Annotated in this window: 17 protein-coding genes and 1 tRNA gene; 10 read left to right on the top strand and 8 right to left on the bottom strand. The window is 64.4% G+C overall.

Annotated features, from left to right (window positions below; all coding sequences use genetic code 11):
• Together VK804_RS10080 and VK804_RS10075 are read left to right on the top strand one after the other, a co-directional pair.
• Positions 1 to 656, top strand: a 656-nt coding sequence (locus tag VK804_RS10080; RefSeq protein WP_325370511.1) for an EAL domain-containing protein, incomplete at its 5' end; no start/stop codon positions are given.
• Between the two features lie 184 nt (positions 657 to 840).
• Entirely contained in the window at positions 841 to 2112 is a 1272-nt protein-coding gene (locus VK804_RS10075) for an adenylate/guanylate cyclase domain-containing protein (RefSeq protein WP_325370508.1), read from the top strand.
• A gap of 21 nt (positions 2113 to 2133) precedes the next feature.
• On the opposite strand, the gene VK804_RS10070 is transcribed toward VK804_RS10075, so the two are convergent.
• Entirely contained in the window at positions 2134 to 3213 is a 1080-nt protein-coding gene (locus VK804_RS10070) for an LLM class flavin-dependent oxidoreductase (RefSeq protein ID WP_325370506.1), read from the bottom strand.
• 113 nt (positions 3214 to 3326) lie between these two features.
• A complete protein-coding gene (locus VK804_RS10065) occupies positions 3327 to 3551 on the bottom strand; it encodes a hypothetical protein (protein ID WP_325370504.1) in 225 nt (74 codons plus the stop codon).
• 89 nt (positions 3552 to 3640) lie between these two features.
• Here VK804_RS10065 and VK804_RS10060 point away from each other — a divergent pair.
• Positions 3641 to 3717, top strand: a tRNA-Arg gene (locus VK804_RS10060).
• Positions 3718 to 3797: 80 nt separating this feature from the next.
• Here the strand turns inward: VK804_RS10060 and VK804_RS10055 are convergent.
• Positions 3798 to 5126 (bottom strand): alpha/beta hydrolase family protein, encoded by a 1329-nt coding sequence (locus VK804_RS10055; RefSeq protein ID WP_325370502.1) that lies wholly within the window; start codon positions 5124 to 5126, stop codon positions 3798 to 3800.
• Between the two features lie 98 nt (positions 5127 to 5224).
• On the opposite strand from VK804_RS10055, the gene VK804_RS10050 reads away from it, so the two are divergent.
• The 7 genes from VK804_RS10050 to VK804_RS10020 all read left to right on the top strand — a co-directional run bounded on the left by VK804_RS10050 (position 5225) and on the right by VK804_RS10020 (position 10673).
• The gene (locus VK804_RS10050) at positions 5225 to 5788 is read left to right on the top strand and encodes a TetR/AcrR family transcriptional regulator (protein ID WP_325370500.1); all 564 of its coding nucleotides are present in this window, start codon (positions 5225 to 5227) and stop codon (positions 5786 to 5788) included.
• A gap of 93 nt (positions 5789 to 5881) precedes the next feature.
• Positions 5882 to 6904 carry an LLM class flavin-dependent oxidoreductase gene (locus tag VK804_RS10045; RefSeq protein WP_325370498.1) on the top strand — a complete coding sequence of 341 codons (1023 nt, stop codon included), beginning with the start codon at positions 5882 to 5884 and terminating at the stop codon, positions 6902 to 6904.
• 38 nt (positions 6905 to 6942) lie between these two features.
• Entirely contained in the window at positions 6943 to 7425 is a 483-nt protein-coding gene (gene greA / locus VK804_RS10040) for a transcription elongation factor GreA (RefSeq protein WP_325370496.1), read from the top strand.
• Between the two features lie 122 nt (positions 7426 to 7547).
• A complete protein-coding gene (locus VK804_RS10035) occupies positions 7548 to 8744 on the top strand; it encodes a CoA transferase (RefSeq protein ID WP_325370494.1) in 1197 nt (398 codons plus the stop codon).
• 28 nt (positions 8745 to 8772) lie between these two features.
• A complete protein-coding gene (locus tag VK804_RS10030) occupies positions 8773 to 9516 on the top strand; it encodes an SDR family NAD(P)-dependent oxidoreductase (protein ID WP_325370492.1) in 744 nt (247 codons plus the stop codon).
• A 1-nt stretch (position 9517) separates the two neighbouring features.
• The gene (locus tag VK804_RS10025; RefSeq protein ID WP_325370490.1) at positions 9518 to 10183 is read left to right on the top strand and encodes a glutathione S-transferase family protein; all 666 of its coding nucleotides are present in this window, start codon (positions 9518 to 9520) and stop codon (positions 10181 to 10183) included.
• A gap of 292 nt (positions 10184 to 10475) precedes the next feature.
• Positions 10476 to 10673, top strand: a complete 198-nt coding sequence (locus tag VK804_RS10020) for a hypothetical protein (RefSeq protein WP_325370488.1) — start codon at positions 10476 to 10478, stop codon at positions 10671 to 10673.
• Between the two features lie 17 nt (positions 10674 to 10690).
• Here the strand turns inward: VK804_RS10020 and VK804_RS10015 are convergent, their stop codons facing one another.
• The 5 genes from VK804_RS10015 to VK804_RS09995 form a co-directional block, all read right to left on the bottom strand.
• Entirely contained in the window at positions 10691 to 11962 is a 1272-nt protein-coding gene (locus tag VK804_RS10015; RefSeq protein ID WP_325370486.1) for a serine hydrolase domain-containing protein, read from the bottom strand.
• Positions 11959 to 13287 carry a tetratricopeptide repeat protein gene (locus VK804_RS10010; RefSeq protein ID WP_325370484.1) on the bottom strand — a complete coding sequence of 443 codons (1329 nt, stop codon included), beginning with the start codon at positions 13285 to 13287 and terminating at the stop codon, positions 11959 to 11961. The genes VK804_RS10015 and VK804_RS10010 overlap by 4 nt, the downstream gene beginning before the upstream one ends.
• 163 nt (positions 13288 to 13450) lie before the next feature.
• Positions 13451 to 13912: an SRPBCC domain-containing protein gene (locus tag VK804_RS10005; protein ID WP_325370482.1), complete on the bottom strand. Its 462-nt coding sequence runs from the start codon at positions 13910 to 13912 to the stop codon at positions 13451 to 13453.
• Positions 13795 to 14241 (bottom strand): metalloregulator ArsR/SmtB family transcription factor, encoded by a 447-nt coding sequence (locus VK804_RS10000; protein ID WP_325370480.1) that lies wholly within the window; start codon positions 14239 to 14241, stop codon positions 13795 to 13797. Before VK804_RS10000 ends, VK804_RS10005 begins: the two co-directional genes overlap by 118 nt.
• A 66-nt stretch (positions 14242 to 14307) precedes the next feature.
• Positions 14308 to 14568, bottom strand: a complete 261-nt coding sequence (locus VK804_RS09995) for a DUF3551 domain-containing protein (protein WP_325370478.1) — start codon at positions 14566 to 14568, stop codon at positions 14308 to 14310.
• Between the last annotated feature and the right edge of the window lie 30 nt (positions 14569 to 14598).

Genomic DNA, 14598 nt, shown 5'->3' with positions numbered 1-14598 from the left:
GGCGGCACGCCGAGCGCGGCATGATCTCACCGGCGGAATTCATCCCGATCGCGGAGGAGACCGGCCTGATCAACCAGCTCGGAGAATGGGTGCTGGCCATGGCCTGTACGGAGGCCACGACATGGCCGGATGACATCAGGCTCGCGGTCAACGTTTCGCCGGTTCAGTTTCGGAGCGGAACGCTGGCGCTGAAGATCGTTGCCGCACTTGCGGCGTCCGGTCTTCCGGCCGGCCGGCTGGAGCTGGAGATTACCGAGGCAGTGCTGATTCGCGATGACGAGGCCGCGCTCGAGATCCTGCACCAGCTTCGTGCCATCGGGGTAAGAATAGCACTTGACGATTTCGGCACCGGCTATTCCTCGCTGAGCTATCTGCAGCGTTTCCCGTTCGACAAGATCAAGATCGACCGCTGCTTCATCAGCGACGTCGCGGAAGCCGACGGCTCGTCCGCGATCGTGCAGGCGGTGGTGAACATCGCCACCGCCCGCAACATGACGACAACGGCCGAAGGCGTCGAAACGCTGGCGCAGAAGGGAATGCTGCGAACGCTGGGCTGCACCGAAATGCAGGGCTTTCTGTTCTCGGCGGCGAAGCCCGGCGCCGAGGTGCGAAAGCTGTTCGGCGCAAAGGCGGAAATGAAGGCGGCGGTGGCCTGACTTCTGTCCGAGGTTTCCTGCACGTTCCCGCGACAGCGTTTGCGGCGACTTCGCCTGACCGCCTTGTTGGCGATATAAGGGAAGCGTAAGGGATGGTTGAGGGCCGGCGTGCGCGCGCCCCGACATACGCCCACGGTTGGCTTGCCGCAAGTCCAGGCCGCGTGGATTCCCAGGGAGCGAGCGTTTGGGCGAAGCCGCATCTTCCTCACTTATCGTGGAAGGCCGCAATGTCATCGTCACGGAAGTGGTCGAGCGCGCGGTCGCGGAGCGGCCCGGCCATGACACCATCGGGTCGATCATCGAATGGCTCACCGGCGGGGCCCGGCAGATCGGTTCTTTCGCACGAACGATCGACGAATTGTCGTGGCGGCTCGTGGCAGCGGGCATGCCCGTGCTGCGGGTCAGCCTGCGTGGCGGCACGCTGCATCCTCAATTTCTGGGCGCCGTCTATGTCTGGTGGCGCACCAGCGCGCAGACCCAGGAGATCATGATCACGCATGAGGTAGCCGATCTTATTCCACCCGCGCAAAATCCGGTGGTGCGGGTGCGGAACGGCGAAATCCTGCGGCGGCGATTGGAAGGGCCGGATGCACGGCTGGACTTTTCCGTCCTGCACGACCTGAAGGCGCGCGGCGCGACCGATTATTTTGCGCTTCCGGTCGGGGGCGCCTTTGGGCCTCGGGCCTATATGGCGGCCTATGTCACGGACCGGCCGGCCGGGTTTTCCGAGCGCGAGATCGCCGACCTTACGGCGGTGTCGGAGCGGCTGTCGATCGTCGCCGACATGAACAGCCAGAAGCAGATCGCGGAAAACGTGCTCAAGGCCTATCTTGGACCGAACACCGGACGCAAGGTGCTGGCCGGTCAAATCCGGCGCGGCAGCGGCGAAGCGATCGCGGCTGTGCTTTGGTCGTCGGATTTGCGCCGCTTCACACAGATGTCCGATCAACTCCCAGCCGAGCGCGTCATCGGCATTCTCAACGATCTGTTCGACCTGCAGGCGAAGGCCATCGCGGGGCGCGGCGGCGAGATCCTGAAATTTATCGGCGACGGATTGCTTGCGATCTTTCCGGTGAACGATCCGGACGAGGCCGTCAGCACCGCCATCAATGCGCTCGCGGCGGCGCAAGAGGCGCTGACGGCGCTCGGCGTGTTGCGCGCGCGAGCGTCGCTCGCAGGCGAACCGCCGCTCGAAATCGTCATCGCGCTCCATTACGGCACGGTCATCTATGGCAACGTCGGAGCGGCCGACCGCCTCGACTTCACGGTCATCGGACCGGCGGTCAATCTGGTCAGCCGTATCGAGGCCATCGCCAAATCGCTCGATCTGCCGCTGATCGTCAGCGACGATTTCGCGCGCGCCCATGGTGGAAATTTGCGGTCGCTCGGGCTGCATCAACTGCGTGGCCTCGATTTGCCGCATGAATTGTTTACGCCACCGGTAGTCGAGGGCTGACGCGCAACGGCGAGAGCGGCCTTACGCCGCGAGCCTGCCGCGATTGTTCGCGGCGAGGATCGGGCGCACCAGCCGCCCGAAGCGTTCGGCCTCCTCGTCATGCAGATAGCCGGACAGGCAAAACGAATGGCAGCCGGCGTCGATGAATTGCTGCAGCGTTTCCACGCATTGCGCGGGGTTGCCGACCACCGCGATGCCGGCGCCTGGCCGGACCTTGGTGATGCCGGTCCACAGATGCGGCAACAACAGGTCGCCGTGCTCGCGGGCAAGCTGCTGCACACGCCGGTTGGCCTCCGAATTATTGTAGAGCGTCTTGATCTCCTGCTTCTGCCGCTCGCTGGCGTCGCGCACCAGGATATCGGCGGCTTCCCAGGCGTCGCGCTCGTCCTCGCGGCAGATCACCTGCAGCCGCATGCCGAAGCCGATCGCGCTTTCGCGGCCGTGCGCCTTCGCCATTTCCCTGATCTCGGCGATGTTTTGCGCGATCCGTTCCGGCAGGTCGCCCCAGAACAGATGCACGTCGGAATGTTTGGCCGACACTTCCCAGGCGGGCCGCGAGCCGCCGCCGAGATAGAATTTCGGGAACGGCTGCTGCAGCGGCCGCGGCCGGATATGGGCGCCCGAGATGCTGTGGAATTTTCCCTCGAAATTGAGCGGCCCGCGCGCTGTCCACAGCGCTTTGAGGATCGAGACCTCCTCCTCCATCAGCGCGTAGCGTTCTTCCTTGGCGTAGCGCACGCCCTCGGCCACGACCTCGCTCTCGTTCTGGCCCGCGATCAGGTTGACGCAGATGCGGCCGCCGGACATCTGGTCGAAGGTCGAGATCATCTTCGCCAGCAGCACCGGATTGATATAGCCGGGGCGAGCTGCGATCAGCGGTTTGATGCTGGACGACCGCGCCGCCATGAACGCGCCCGCGATCCACGCCTCCCAGCAGGTCGAACCCACCGGGATCAGGAGATACTTAAAACCCGCCTGCTCCGCGGCCTCGACCACGCGGTCACACAATTCGGGCGATCCCGCCACCTGGGCCTCGGGCACGCCGTAGGCCGTGGTGTCGCCATGCGTGGGCAGGTACCATCCGAATTCGAGCGGACGCATGAAGTTTTCTCCTCGGGCGCGCGGCGCCGTTTTCCGGAAACGGCAGTCTACAGAATGCATCAAGCGGGACAATCGCCCGGCGCTGGTGGCGCGCGCGCAGCCAAGACCCCCCGCTATCTGGATCGCAACAGCCGCTCCCGATAGGCCTCCATTCCCAGCCGGACATCCCGGTCCTCGACCCACTCCCCGCCCTCGTCCATGACGCCCGCCTCCAGCATCGCCGCCGCGCATGGCCAATGCAGCTCGACCCAGGGCGGAATATCGGCCTCCGCCATGCCGCCACGGCGGCAGATGCGCTCGGCAATTTCACGGGCCAATGGTTCGATATTGGAGGTCATGGGGGCGTCATTTGCCTTGAGTCCGGCCCGGAGCGTTATCTCCGGAGACATTGCCCACAGCAAGGCAATCGGCTAAATGAACGCTCAACGCACCCGTAGCTCAGCTGGATAGAGCGTTGCCCTCCGAAGGCAAAGGTCACACGTTCGAATCGTGTCGGGTGCGCCAGTGATTTCAATCACCTGGCTTTTCACCTGAAATGTGAGACGCCGGCCGGCAAACAGCCAGCATCTGCCCCGCGCCCCGGATCAAGTGAGCGTTTCGTCCAGCCAATCGAAGATCCGCGCGAAGGCGAGCCGGCTGGCGCCGACCTGGCAATGCGCGCCCGCCCCCTCCGCAGTGGTGAAGCGGATCATGGTCTTGCGGCAGGTCAGATGGTCGAACAATTCCTGCGGTTGGCCCTTGAGGAACAGATCGTTCTCGGCGTCGCAGACCAGCGTCGGGCAAGCGATCTGCTCGGCAATGCCGCCTTTCAGGTTGTAGTCGAGCATCTTTGCGACGAAGGCGCGGGGCGACTTCGCGCCCGTCGCCCACATGCCGTGCTGATACGACCAGCGCGCCGTCGGCGAGGCTTTCATCTGCCCCTCGAGCAACGCGTCGATCCGCGGCGCCTGCTCGGCGTTGAGCGCCGTCACGAAGAGGTCCCACTTGTCCGCGGGGATCGAACTCCTGAAAGCTGCGGCGAAATCGTAGATGCCGTCATTGGCGATCAGCGCGGCAAGGCGCTTGTCGAAGGCGGCCGCGCGCGGTGCCAGCACGCCGCCCATGCTGATGCCCATCAGTGCAATCCGCTTTGGATCGACATTGGGCAATTGAAGCGCGAAATCGACGACCGGCGTCACCACCTTCTCCCAATCGGGACGGAACACCAGGCCGTCGCGATGCAGCGGTCCGTATTGGCCGGGCCCGTCGAACGCAAGCACGTTATAGCCGCGCTCGATGGCGGCACGCGCGCCGGAGACATGCATCTCCTCGGCGCTGCCATCGAAGCCGGTATGCATGATCAACGTCGGCCGCGGCCCGTCCGCTTTCTCCGCGTGGTGGAAGTAGCCCGGCAGCGTGGTCTTCTCGTAGGGAATCTCGACCGGCTCGATCAGGGGATCGTGCAGCTTGGCGCAATGCTTGTAGCAATCCACCGATAGCCGATAGGCGCGCGCGATCCGGGGATCGGCGGGATTGCCATGGAGGAAAAACTCCGAGCACTGGTAGTAGGAGGTCGCGCGCAAGAAAGTATCGCGGGCGCTGACGCGATGCTTGCGCGACAGTTGATCGGCCGCCTCCTTCGCAAGCCGGTCGGCGCTGTCGTTCCAGGCGTTGTACCAGCTGTCGTAATCGCCAGGCGCGATGCGCGAGGCTGCGGCCAGAACTTCGCCGAACAGCGAGCCGCCATATTCGGCGGCGCCAAAGGCGCGCTGGGTCTCGAACCAGAACTGCGCGTCGTCGGCGAACAGCGGCGACTTCGCAAGCGGCGAGGCGCCCGCTGCGGCCGGCGCCGCCGGCTCGGTGTTCTCGGCGAGCGCTTCGTCGGCAAACAGGGTGACAAGCGGAGCAAGAGCGAGAAGCGTTCTACGATCCATTGGGGGAAATCCTCTCTTTGCAATTGCCCGAACACCTAAGGCATGATATTTCTTAATGCAACTTTTTTTGCATTAATGCTTGATCACAAGGACGTGTCATGGCCGTCAAATCGCGACCCGGCGGGCGTACCGCGAGAACAAAAGAGGCGGTTTTTGAAGCGGTTGCCGCCCTCGTCGCGGAGCGCGGCCATGCCTCGGTCAGCATGACCGACATCGCCGATCACGCCGGCGTCGCCGCGACCAGCCTCTACCGGCGGTGGGGCGACGTGCGTGTCCTGATCATGGAGGTCGCAACCGAACAATTGATGCGCGAGCATCCCCTGCCGGATACCGGCTCGCTCGCCGGCGATTTACGCAAATGGGCGCGCAAGATCGCGGCGGGCCTCAGAGATCCCGCCGGTTCATCGTTCTTCCAGGCGCTGGTCGCGACGGCTATGCCCGGCGATCAGCAAAGCAAGATGCGGCCCGCAGCGATGCAAAGCCGTCTCGGCCAGATCGAGACGATGCTGGAACGCGCGCGACGGCGCGGCGAAAAGCCGCCTGCCCTTGCCGATGTGATGGATCATTTGCTGGCACCGCTCTATATGCGCGCGCTGTTCGGCACGCCGGCGAGCGACGCTTTCGCGGAAAAGCTGGTCGAAAGGCTGATGAAGGAGGGTTGACGCGCGCGTCGATAGGTCAAGCGTTGGTATTTTTAGACCAAATGCAAATGGATGAAGGTCGCAAACAGGCCTGGACGACCATAGATTGCCGGGATGAAAAAAATCGGCTTCCTCTCGTTCGGACACTGGACGCCCTCGTCGCAATCGCAGACCCGCTCGGCGGCGGACACGCTCCTGCAATCCATCGAGCTCGCCGTTGCCGCCGAGGAATTGGGCGCGGACGGGGCCTATTTTCGGGTCCATCACTTCGCCCGCCAGCTTGCCTCGCCTTTCCCGCTGCTGGCGGCCGTCGGCGCCAAGACCAGCCGCATCGAGATCGGGACCGCGGTGATCGACATGCGTTACGAGAACCCGTTCTACATGGCCGAGGACGCCGGCGCCGCCGATCTCATCGCCGGCGGGCGTCTACAGCTGGGCATCAGCAGGGGATCGCCCGAGCAGGTGATCGAGGGATGGCGATATTTCGGTTATCAGCCGGCCGAGGGGCAAAACGACGCCGACATGGGGCGGCGCCATGCGGAGGTCTTCTACGACCTGTTGCGCGGCGAGGGTTTTGCCAAGCCGAATCCACGACCGATGTTTCCAAATCCGCCCGGGCTATTGCGTTTGGAACCCTATTCCGAAGGCCTGCGCGAGCGCATCTGGTGGGGCGCCGGCTCCAACGCCACGGCGATCTGGGCGGCAAAACTCGGGATGAACCTGCAGAGCTCGACACTGAAAAACGACGAAACCGGCGAGGCTTTCCATGTGCAGCAGGCGGCCCAGATCCGGGCCTATCGCGCCGCCTGGAAGGAAGCTGGCCATGCTCGCGAGCCGCGGGTCTCGGTCAGCCGCAGTATCTTCGCGCTGATGGATGATCGCGATCGCGCCTATTTCGGGGGCGGGCGCGAGGATGATGACCAGATCGGATTCATCGACGAAAGGACTCGCGCGATCTTCGGCCGCAGCTATGCTGCCGAGCCGGATGTACTGATCGAGCAGCTCAGGAAAGACGAGGCGATTGCCGAGGCCGACACGCTGCTGCTGACCGTCCCCAACCAATTGGGCGTTGCCTACAACGCGCATGTGATCGAAGCGATCCTGACCCACGTCGCGCCCGCCCTGGGGTGGCGCTAACGAAGCGCTCGGCATATCTCACTTGAAGGGAGTTTGAATTGAGCGTTGCCTTCACCAAGGAAGACAGTGCCGAAACTGCGTCGGAAGCCCTGCTCCCCGACCGCCCGGTTTCACCTCATCCGAACCTTGTTACGGAAGCCGGGTTGAAGGCTCTTGAATTTCAACTCGACGGGGCTCGCGAGGCGTACGAGACGGCGCAAAAGATCGAAGACGTCAATGAACGACGGCGGCAGGCCGCAGCCTCCTTGCGTGATCTGCGATACTTCGGCGCAAGAGTTCGGACGGCTCAGGTCATCGCCAATCCCACGTCAACCGACACTGTCGCCTTCGGCAGCACGGTGACCTTCAGGCGCGAAGATGGGCGCGTGCAGAAATACCGTATCGTGGGAGAGGACGAGGCGGACCCAAAGGCCGGCTCGATTTCCTTCGTATCCCCGGTGGCAGGACTTCTGATCGGCAAAGCCGTTGGGGATGTAGCAGGCATATCCGGTCAGGAACTCGAGATCGTTGCGATTTCGTAGCACGCCCGCAGCGGACCTGCCTTCAGATTGCTTTATATGATGTAAATCATGTAAGATGCACGGGACCACAACTGAATGTTACGCTCCTGCTCAATTGTCAAAATCCATTCAGGGAGACTGTCATGTCGGGTCCGCTCGCGGGCGTAAAGGTGCTGGATTTCACCGCTGTTGTGTCGGGTCCGTTTGCGACCATGTTTCTGGCCGACCAGGGCGCCGAGGTGCTCAAGATCGAGCCGATCGGCGGCGACAGCGCGCGCCGCAGCCGCGCGACCATCGACAAGGCCGGCGAATTCTCCGCTCTTTTCATCTCCTCCAACCGCGGCAAGCGTTCGCTGTCGATCGACGTGAAGAGCGATGCCGGCCGCGAGGTGCTCGCAAAGCTGGTGGCGCAGGCGGATGTGCTGGTACAGAATTTCCGGCCCGGCGCCATGGAGCGGCTCGGGCTTGGAGCCGACGAGCTTCGCGCCCGCTTTCCGCGCCTGATCTACGTCTCGATCAGCGGCGTCGGCGAGACCGGGCCCTATGCCAAGAAGCGGGTCTACGATCCGATCATCCAGGGTCTTTCCGGTTTTTGCGATATCCAGTCGCAACCGGTCACCAACCGCCCGCAGATGATCCGCACCATCGTCGCCGACAAGACCACCTCGGTGTTCACCGCACAGGCGGTGTCGTCGGCGCTCTACGCCCGCGAAAAGACCGGACAGGGCGATCACATCAGGGTCGCGATGCTCGATGTCATGATCTCCTATCTGTGGCCGGAAGGCATGATGCAGTACACGGTGGTCGGCGCGGAGGAAAGTGCTGCCGATCCCAAGGACCGGCCCGATCTGGTGTTCAAGACCAGTGACGGCTACATCACGGCCGGAACGCTGTCGGATTCCGAATGGCAGGGCTTCTGCAGGGCTTCGGGCGATTCCGAATTGATCAAGGACGCGAGGTTTGCAACGCCTGCCGCGCGCTCGGTCAACGCCACCGCGCGCATTCACAAGATGGCCGAATATATCGCGCAGGACACCACGGCCGAATGGCTGGCGCGCCTCGACGCCAATGATGTGCCGTGCGCGCCCATCCTGCGCCGCAGCGAGGTCATCGACAACGAGCAGGTGATCGCCCGCGGTCTGATCGCCGAGTTCGACCAGCCGACGGTCGGGCGGGTGCGGCAGCCGAAGCCGGCCGCAAGATTTGAGCGCAATGAAGCGGTGATCGGCCCCGCCCCCAGAGTGGGCGAACATTCCCGGGAGGTGCTCCGCGGGCTCGGCTATGACGACAGCGCCATCGAACAGATGATTGCCGACAAGACGGTGCGCGCCGCTTCCTGAAAGAGTCCGCAACAGGAGGAGAACTCAGGTGGAGCTTCGCAATCAAGTGGCATTGCTGGTCGGCGCCGGAGACGCGATCGGCGCCGCGGTGGCCCGGCGCTTTGCATTGGGCGGCTACAAGGTCTGCATCGCCCGGCGCGACGCCGCCAAATCCGATGGCCTGATCGCTGAGCTCAAGGCCGAAGGCTGCGAGGTCCATGCCTTCGGCGTCGATGCGCGCCAGGAGAGCGAGGTGCAGGCCCTGTTTGCCCGTGTCGAGGACAATATCGGCCCGATCGAGGTCTGCCTGTTCAACGCCGGATCCAACGTCAAAAAGCCTCTGTTGGAGACCGACGCCAAACTATTTCTGAAATCCTGGGAACTGGCCTGCTTCGCCGGCTTCCTGGTCGGCCGCGAGGCCGCCCGTTACATGACAAAGCGCGGCCACGGCACCCTGCTGTTCACCGGCGCCACCGCCAGCATGCGCGGCAGCAGCGGCTTTGCGGCGTTTTCATCGGCGAAGTTCGGCCTGCGCGCGGTGGCCCAGGCGATGGCGCGCGAACTGGGTCCGAAGAACATCCATGTCGCGCATCTCGTGATCGATGCCGGCGTCGACAGCGCCGCGATCCATGCGCGGATGAAGGCCGCAAGCGGCATCGACGCCAGCAAAATCCCGCCTGACAGCCTGACCAAGACCGGTTCCATCGCCGATGCCTACTGGTTCGTGCATCGGCAGACCAGGGACGGCTGGAGCCATGAGCTTGATCTGCGCCCCGCCGTGGAGAAATGGTAGCATGGCCACACCCAACCTCACCCTGTGGGGCGTCGGCACCAGCCGCACTGTGCGCGCGCACTGGGCGATGCATGAACTGGAGCTTGCTTACGAAACGCGCCCGATCGGCCCGCGCACCGGCGAGACCAATACCGCCGAATACACCGCGCTCAATCCCCGTCAAAAAATTCCGCTATTGCAGGACGGCGATTTCCGCATCGGCGAGAGCGCGGCGATTGTCGCCTATCTCTCGCGCACCTATTCGACAGGGGAAAAATCGCTGATCCCGGAGCCGCAGCGTGACTTTGCGGCCTGGCTCGAATGGTCGTTCTTCATCGTAGCCGAACTGGATTCCACCAGCCTCTATGTGATGCGCCGCCACGGCGCCGATGCGCTCGGCCACATCTACGGCGTCGCCCCCGACGTCGTCGCCAAGGCGGGCGAATATTTCCGCCAGCAGCTCCGTCATGTCGAGGTCGCACTCGCCGACGGCCGCACCTACCTGATGGGTGACCGCTTCACCAGCGCCGACATCCTGCTCGCCACCTGCCTCGACTGGGCGATCGCCTACGGCGTCGGCATCTGCGACAACGCGCATCCCTATCTGGCGCGCATCCAGCAGCGACCGGCGTATCGGCTTGGCCATGCGGCGAATGTCGCGCGCGCGGCAGGAGAGCCGGCGCGGTGAAGCTCCTTCGCAGCGCTGCTTTGTCCGCCGAAACGCGTTCGTGTGAACGAAGCCGATAGACCGAGGCAGCCGCCGCATATCCGGCATCAAGGGAATGAACGGACGATAGATACGCGGGACGAGTGCCTCCTACGAATTCGCTTCGGCGAGTCCAGGCCTATATGGCTGTTCTCTCCGTCCAGTCTAACCTTGGTTGGTATTGAGTCTAATTTATCATTCGCCGCGAAGAAAAATCCCGGCAATGGACGAGTCAGGGGTATTCTGCCGCCTCAAATCAGGAAAGCAAAACCCCATGACCGAGCGACTTGAGACGTTGAAAAAGGCGCGCGAGCGCATGGCCGAGGACCGCGACGCGTTCGCCAAGACGCTGGCGGCGCCGTTCGATCGCGACAAGGCCGAACGGGCGCGGCTCAAATTCGTCGAGACCCAGGCCGTGATCGACGCCATTGATCGCGCCATTGCGGGTGAGCAGGCCGGGGCCGCTGCCTGAGCTGCAGGCCGCCGCCTTCAGGCCGGTTGCATGGCCCGATAAACCCCGCGCTCGAACTTGCGATAGAGGTCGAGCGCCTTGGTGTCCGCGAACGGCAATATCTGCATCATGATCACGCCGGCAAGGTGCGCGGCCGGGTCGATCCAGTAATAGGTGTTGAAGAGGCCGGCCCAGGTCAGGCTGCCCGCTCTGCGGCCGTCCGGCACGGGATCGAGGTTGATCATGTGCCCATATCCCCAGCGCAGCCGGTTTCCCGGGAAGAAATCGACGTCGTTCGACAGGTTCGGATTCGTGGTCTTCAGGATTCCCGCCTCGAGGTCACCGATCTGGTTTGTCGACATCGCCGCGACCGTCTCGGGCCGCAGGATGCTGTTGCCGGCAGAATTTCCGCCGTTGAGCAGCGCCTGCAGCAGCGTCAGGTAATCCGGCGCGGTGGAATAGATGCCGCCGCCGCCCGAAAACACCTTTCGCACCGTTGGCTTCTCGGGCGGTTTCGCCACCAGCGTGCCATCGGCCTGGCGGACATGCAGGCCTGCCTCGCGGACGCGCTGCGCCGCCGTGGTCGAGAAGCCGGTGTCGCTCATGCCGAGCGGAGCCGTGATGTGCTCGCGGAAATATAGATCGAGCGGCTTGCCGCCGGCGATTTCGATCAGCCGGCCGACCCGGTCGAGGCTGCCGCCATAGGCCCACTTCGTCTGCGGATCGAACATCAGCGGCGTGTGCGGCAACCCCGCATGGCTGCGCGCGGCTTGGAGGTAACGATGCATGTTTTGGTCCCACAGCGGATAGGTGAAGCCGGAGGTGTGGGTCAAAAGATCATGCAGCGTGATTTCTCTTCGCGCCGGCCGCAGCTGCGGGACGCCCTTGGCGTCGAAACCGATGAGAACCTGCGGCGAGCCGAGCGTGGGATCGATCCTTGCGGCGGGCTCATGCAGGCTGAGCTTGCCGCGCTCGACCAGTTGCATCGCCGCGACCGAAGTCAACAATTTGATCATCGAAGCGATGCGAAACACGGTGTCTTCAGACATTTTCGCCGCGGCGCCCATGGCGCGCGCGCCGAACGCGCCCTGATAGACCACGGAGCCTTCGGTCGCGACCATGGCCACGACGCCGGGCGCCTCGCCCGTATCGACTCCCGCCTGCAGGATGGCGTCGATCTCACCGCTGCGGGACAGCGCGCGCAGCGGCATCGCGGCGCCGGCGAAGCGCGCGCCCGGCCATAGGCTCGCGGCCGCGACTGCCGCGGTCCGCCGCAACGCCTCGCGCCGGCTGAACTTCGCCGTCATCATTGACCGGCGGGCTCACTCACCGCCGCCCGCCAGCGCTGGTCGCGCATCGAGGGCCGGCGATGCAGGCGGCGATCGAGCAGGTCGCGGGCGGGGGCGGCCTCGCCGCTCTTCATCAGTGCGATCAGCAGCATGTCCTCGATCATCTCGCGCTGCGCGTGGCTGCCGCCGATCCGCACCACCTCGGAAGCCACCGGCGCCAGGGCTTCGGCGCATTGGCCAAAATCCTGCTCGGCATAGGCGCGCGCGGCGCGGCAGATCGCCGGCACCACCGGGCCCGCCGGAAGCCTGCCCTGCTCGCGCCGCGCCTCGAGATCGGCGAGGCGCGCCTCCAGCGCACCAAAATCTTCCGCCATCGCCGCGAGCAGCGCCATGTGGATGTCGACGAATGAATTGCCGGCCTTGAGAAACCAGCGCCCGGCATGCTCGCCGAGATCGCGCCAGGCTTCAGTGGCGACCGGATGGCCGGAGGCCTGCAGCCGCCACAACAGCGAGACGCTATCGGTCATGACATTGATCGGCGGCGCCGGATTGAGTTTCGGCTGGATGATTGTCTCGTAGATCGCGGCGGCCCGCCCGGCTTCGCCGTTTTCCAGAGCCAGCAATGCCTGATGCCAGGCGACATGGCCGTGCAGCAGGCCGGAGCGGTCATAGGTCGGCAGCCAGCCCGCGATCAGCTCCTCGGCATCCCGCGTCGAGCCGTCTTCGTACATCGCATGCGCCAGCGCGTGCACGGCATTGGCGTTCTCGCGCCGGATGTCGAAGGCGCGCTGGGTATAGCGGCGTCCAACATCCACGCTGCCGTTTTCGGTGTGCGACCAGCCGAGATAGGTGAGGAACCACCAATCGTCGCCATAGTGCTGCTTGTAGCGTTCGCAGAGATCGACGCGGGCCTGGTCGTGGTCTGCCATCCCGGAAAAGGCGTAGAGGCCGAAGGCGCCGAGCGGCAGCGACAGGATCACGGCATCGCGCGGCCAGTTTTGCAGATGCGACAGCGTCAGGTTCAGCGCCTTGACCGGCTGGCCTTCGGTGGTGAGCGCCAATATCTCGACATGGCTCCGCTCGCGCTCGCTGCCGTTCCGCGCGACCAGTTTTCGCGCGGTCGCCGCCTTTTCCCGGGCCAATTCCATCTCGGCATAGATCAGATGCTGGCGCGAGCGCGCCGCTTGCGCCAGCGCGAAATCGCCGTCGGCTTCGATCGCGCGGTCGAGAGCCAGAGCCGCGCCGGGCCACGCCGACAGCATCAGGTCGATGCCGCCGCGATACGCTACGGCCGCCGCCTCACTCGCGGTCGAAAGCGGCAAGCCGTACCGGTCTTCAAATGCCATCATATTCCCTGATATCGGTCCGATTGAACACGCGGCTCAGGGTACCGCAATTCGCCGAACTGCTCCACGCCAATGCGGCAGGCAAGCCCACCTGGTCTGGATCAGCCCTAACAACGGGCGGCAAGGCCTGCCGCCGCGCCGGTGGCGCTGTGTTGCGGCTGCCTCAGCCGACGAATTTTTTCAGCTTGTCGAGCGCGCCGTTCCAGCCGCGCTCGTGGCCGTCGCGCGCGGCTTGATCGAAAAACGCCTCGTGATGCAGCGTCAGCAGCGTGCCGTCGCCGTCGGGCTGCAGCGACACCGTGACCTGCGATTCGCGTTCCGGGGTCGTATGCCAGGCCCAGCTGAACACCAGCAGCCGGTCCGGCACCACCTCGCGATAGACGCCGCCGATTTCGCAATGTTCGCCATTTTCCATGTCGAAACTGATGCGATACCGGCCTCCGACGCACGGGTCGATGACGGCCTGCTCGGTGCCGGCCTTGACCTGCGCCGGCCCGAACCAGCGGGCTATTTTTTGCGGGCTGGTCCACGCCGCGTAGACCTTCGCAGGGCTCGCGTTGAGACGGCGCTTGAGGGTGAGGCTCGGCTGCCTGACGTGACCGGCGGTGTTTGATGTGACGGCCATCTGTCTTCCTCCACGAAAGCGGCAAGGCGGTCGAGATTATCGGACCAGAAGCGCTGGTAGCGATTGAGCCAGTCCATCGCCTGCGCCATTGGAGCTGCCGTCAGGCGGCACGCCACCGTGCGCCCGGTCTTGGCGCGCGCGATCAGGCCGGCATCCGACAGCACGTCGAGATGCTTCATGATCGCCGGCAGCGACATCGCAAACGGCTGCGCCAATTCGCTCACGGAAAGGCCGTCCTGCCGGCCGAGCCGAGCCAGCAGCGCGCGCCGCGTCGGGTCCGCCAGCGCGGCAAAGGTGCGGTCCAGCGTCTGATCACTATGCTTAACCATATGGTTTAGTATAACGGCAAACCAAAGCGAGTCAAGCCCGAAGGGCTGGCTCGCTTTCGCTGATCCTCAGTCGCGATAATGGCGACGGTGATGACCCTGATAGACCGGGTCCGAATCCGGCGGCTGCTGCGCATACGCCGCGCGCGGATTGATGTTGCACGAGAGCCCGCGACCCGAGGCGGACGCCAGGCACTGCGCATAGGTCTGGTAGGAGCATTCGCCGGGAATCCCGACATCCCTGCCCTGAGCGCAAAACGGATAATCATACGCGGCGGCCGGACCGGATCCGGCTGTCGTGGCGGCGCCGACCGCCAGCAAAACCAACATGGCCAACTTCGCATTTCGCACGAGTTTTCT

Source organism: Bradyrhizobium sp. (assembly GCF_035484855.1).
Lineage (GTDB): Bacteria > Pseudomonadota > Alphaproteobacteria > Rhizobiales > Xanthobacteraceae > Bradyrhizobium.
Note: the sequence above shows the minus strand (reverse complement) of the source record. Positions and strands in the feature narration are given on the sequence as shown.

Bases quoted from the DNA above. Each gene is read 5' to 3' on its own strand.
- VK804_RS10070 (WP_325370506.1), bottom strand. From the start codon at position 3,213: ATGCGTCCGCTCGAATTCGGATGGTACCTGCCCACGCATGGCGACACC.
- VK804_RS10065 (WP_325370504.1), bottom strand. From the start codon at position 3,551: ATGACCTCCAATATCGAACCATTGGCCCGTGAAATTGCCGAGCGCATC.
- VK804_RS10055 (WP_325370502.1), bottom strand. From the start codon at position 5,126: ATGGATCGTAGAACGCTTCTCGCTCTTGCTCCGCTTGTCACCCTGTTT.
- VK804_RS10050 (WP_325370500.1), top strand. From the start codon at position 5,225: ATGGCCGTCAAATCGCGACCCGGCGGGCGTACCGCGAGAACAAAAGAG.
- VK804_RS10045 (WP_325370498.1), top strand. From the start codon at position 5,882: ATGAAAAAAATCGGCTTCCTCTCGTTCGGACACTGGACGCCCTCGTCG.
- VK804_RS10035 (WP_325370494.1), top strand. From the start codon at position 7,548: ATGTCGGGTCCGCTCGCGGGCGTAAAGGTGCTGGATTTCACCGCTGTT.
- VK804_RS10025 (WP_325370490.1), top strand. From the start codon at position 9,518: ATGGCCACACCCAACCTCACCCTGTGGGGCGTCGGCACCAGCCGCACT.
- VK804_RS10020 (WP_325370488.1), top strand. From the start codon at position 10,476: ATGACCGAGCGACTTGAGACGTTGAAAAAGGCGCGCGAGCGCATGGCC.
- VK804_RS10015 (WP_325370486.1), bottom strand. From the start codon at position 11,962: ATGATGACGGCGAAGTTCAGCCGGCGCGAGGCGTTGCGGCGGACCGCG.
- VK804_RS10010 (WP_325370484.1), bottom strand. From the start codon at position 13,287: ATGGCATTTGAAGACCGGTACGGCTTGCCGCTTTCGACCGCGAGTGAG.
- VK804_RS10005 (WP_325370482.1), bottom strand. From the start codon at position 13,912: ATGGCCGTCACATCAAACACCGCCGGTCACGTCAGGCAGCCGAGCCTC.
- VK804_RS10000 (WP_325370480.1), bottom strand. From the start codon at position 14,241: ATGGTTAAGCATAGTGATCAGACGCTGGACCGCACCTTTGCCGCGCTG.
- VK804_RS09995 (WP_325370478.1), bottom strand. From the start codon at position 14,568: ATGTTGGTTTTGCTGGCGGTCGGCGCCGCCACGACAGCCGGATCCGGT.